This window comes from Cloacibacillus sp. (assembly GCA_036655895.1).
Taxonomy (GTDB): Bacteria; Synergistota; Synergistia; order Synergistales; family Synergistaceae; genus JAVVPF01.
Map to the genome: position 1 here is coordinate 1 of JAVVPF010000089.1, position 2,963 is coordinate 2,963.

The window sequence follows — 2,963 nt, forward strand, 5'->3', positions numbered from 1 at the left end:
GTTCAGAAGCGAAAAAGGCTTTACCAATACACCATGGGTCGTCTTTTTTGATTTCAGCAAGATCTGCTGGTGTATAATCTGAGGTCAGCTTTAAAAACTTCGCTCGTATTATATAAAAGGGCTTTGTTTTGTCGTCTGTATAGTACTCCAACACCGTAAGCATGACCCTACGGCGCGTTGTCCATGCGTCGTCGTCCTTCCCGTTATAGAAATCAAACGCGTCGTTGTGCAGATTTTCCGGCAAGTAACGCTGATCTTCCGTCTGGTCGTTGTCTGCTTCATTGTAGATACCGTAGGATTGCGGTGTGTTCTTCGAATAACCTACAAGTTCGCCTTTTTCGAATTTGCGTATCAAAAGCCCCGGCTGAGATTCATCTTGTTTAGGATAACCCCGTTTTCGCTCATATTGGAATACATATCCTGTGTCATTGAAATCCGGACCGCTACTTCCTGTGCCGTTTAAAAGGATACCCCAGAAATAGGCTACCGAACTCCTACCGTCGGTTGTGGCGGGCATCTCTGCGTCAACTATAACGGAATAGTTTGTAAGGGTCATGAAGGGGGGGATGTCGGCGCTGGTTTTGGGAGAAAGGTTCCATATACTGTTTACCCTGTCGTTCTCAAACCACTTATAACTTAGCCTGGCGACAGTAGCCGCCCCTACATCTGCCCTTTCTGCACTTGCCTTTATAGTTGCGACGATGGTGTTGTTGTTAACTGTCAGCGAAATTTTATCGGAATTGTCAGTTGCCACGTCGGTTCGCTTAAAACCGTCGCCAGTTCCGGTTTTTAGCGATTCAAGCCATCCATCCCACATGCCTTTATCAACGCTTTTCTGCATATTTACGTAATCGCTGTATACGTAGAGTGGAGAAGATGTGACTGTTTGCTCTTGATATGTTACGCAAGGGGCTATTCTGCACCGAATGATCATCTCTTTGGGCGTCCATTTTGTTGCGCTTCCGTTTGACAAAACGTAGTACACGTCGTCTGCCGGAGTGGCCAGCAAGTCGGAAGAAAGCGGCTGGCCAGCTTGTGTTACAAGCATAAACAGGTGCTCCGTGAAGCCCGATAAATCGCCGGAGGATTCCGTCAGGTCGTTTGCCTTGCTGGCTGATATGAACCATCTGATCGATTCGCCCGTGTTGTCCGTATATTCACTTGGGGCGATTGCTCCAGCTCCGTCATTTAGCTTTAATGTGTAACTCATGCGTATTTTAGAGCCGTTTGGCATAGTGACGCCGTCAAGTATTTCACCGTTATAATCATTTTTCAACTGCATCGACGCGGTCAGCGCCAGAGCGGTTGTGTCCTTCGCGAAAAACCGGAGTACCGCGCCGTTTGCGTCTGCTGTGTTTAGTTTTTCTGGTTTGTTGCAGAGGGCTGTTTTTATGTCGAGGCTTTTTGCTACGGTCTCATAGACGTCGCGCGAGGCGGTGATTGTCGCCGTAAGAAGATAGTCTTCGTCTATGTCGTCGGTTCTAGCCGGCAGTGAGAAGGAGAGTTTGCTTATGTATTCCGAGCCGGGCAGCGTCTCGTCGCCCGACTGCGTTCTCAGCGTGACGGCGTCCCCGTCTAGATATAGATAACGTTCGTCTTTTGCAAGATCTTTCGCGGCGGGGATTTTCGCGTTGTCATTGCGCACCTCTATTTTGTAGGCAACGTGCAGCATGGGGACTATCTTTCTTGCGTAGGAATCCGAGGTGAAGCGCAGCGCGGTGAGCACAGAGCTTTTTGCGGCCGCTTTTCCGTAGACGGCAAGCGCCTGGCGTATGCCGAAGGCGATGCTAGCTGTCACTACCGCCATAATGATGACGCCTATGAGAGTCTCTGCCAGAGTAAATCCGGCGGCGCCTTTTTTCATCTCAGTCACCTCTTCCTTGGAGGACGTATATTTCGCTGCCCTTTTTGTTGTCGACGGCGAATTTATACAGGTCAAACGTTATGCGCCCGCTTGTGGATGTGCCTATGGCCACAGAGATTGGAGAGGTGGAGAGCTGTACGCCGCCGTAGTCGCCCGGCTTTGCCGATGCGCCCTCTTTTGAGAGCCTCTTTGCCATGTATCTTTCGTATTGGTTGATGGCGTTTTGTTCGGCGACCGTAGTAGCCTCCGACTGGGCCACCATTTTTAAAGCAAGCATGATGGAGCCGGCAAGCCTGATGAGGCCGGTGGTGAAGATCAGTATCGCAACCATGATCTCAATAAGAAGGGAGGCTCGCCGCTTCATTTGCCGCTGCTCCACGTCTTTACCGGCTTGTCGCCGCTTAGCGTCATGATAAGCGTAAGTTCCAGTTTCTTGCCGCTGTCGGGCGAGGCTACTGCGGTTATGGCGTAATCGGATGAGCTTGTGCCCGATACTCCGAGCGTCAGCCATGTCTTTTCGGGGTCGTTAAAAATTTGCGTGGCGAGTGAGGTGACGCCGGCCTTTAGACTTTCGGCGCTTCCAAAGCGGGTGAGGCCTTTGTCCGCGCTGATTGTCTCGGCCACGGCGTTTGCGGCGGATCGCGCTACGGCGTCCAGCCTGCGTCGCTGGATGTTCTGGGTCTGCCAGGCTTCGACGCGCACGGTCTGCCATGCGATATTCATCGCTACCGCGCTTACGATGGAAAGCACGATAAACCCTATCAGCACGATGCCCAAAAGCGCAAACCCGCGTCTGCGGATCAAGAATAAAGAGGTCTTTATCATGGCACGCCTCCTCCATGCACAAAGTATAGGTTCAACACGGGCTGGGCGCAAGGGATATTGTGATAATATTGCGGATTGTTTTTTGCTGTGTTTTTAATTTAAATATTATATTTTACATTTTATACACGACGGCGGCGTGGCGCGTGCTTTTTATGACCGGGCGTTGCTTTTTACACCCTTATCGCCTTGCCTTCATCTATCCGGTAGTTTCTGTAATAGAGCGCGAGGTCGCAGAGGACTAGCGTGGTGTTTAGCGTGTAGGGGATGAGCAGGT

3 protein-coding genes are annotated in these 2,963 nt (G+C 50.8%); all 3 read right to left on the minus strand.

The window, feature by feature from the left end; all coding sequences use genetic code 11:
- A partial coding sequence (locus RRY12_12825; GenBank protein ID MEG2185557.1) for a type II secretion system protein occupies positions 1–1,864 on the minus strand: 1,864 nt, incomplete at its 3' end.
- 1 nt (position 1,865) lies between these two features.
- Positions 1,866–2,228, minus strand: a complete 363-nt coding sequence (locus RRY12_12830; protein ID MEG2185558.1) for a hypothetical protein — start codon at positions 2,226–2,228, stop codon at positions 1,866–1,868.
- The gene (locus tag RRY12_12835) at positions 2,225–2,689 is read right to left on the minus strand and encodes a hypothetical protein (GenBank protein ID MEG2185559.1); all 465 of its coding nucleotides are present in this window, start codon (positions 2,687–2,689) and stop codon (positions 2,225–2,227) included. Before RRY12_12835 ends, RRY12_12830 begins: the two co-directional genes overlap by 4 nt.
- Positions 2,690–2,963: the final 274 nt, after the last annotated feature.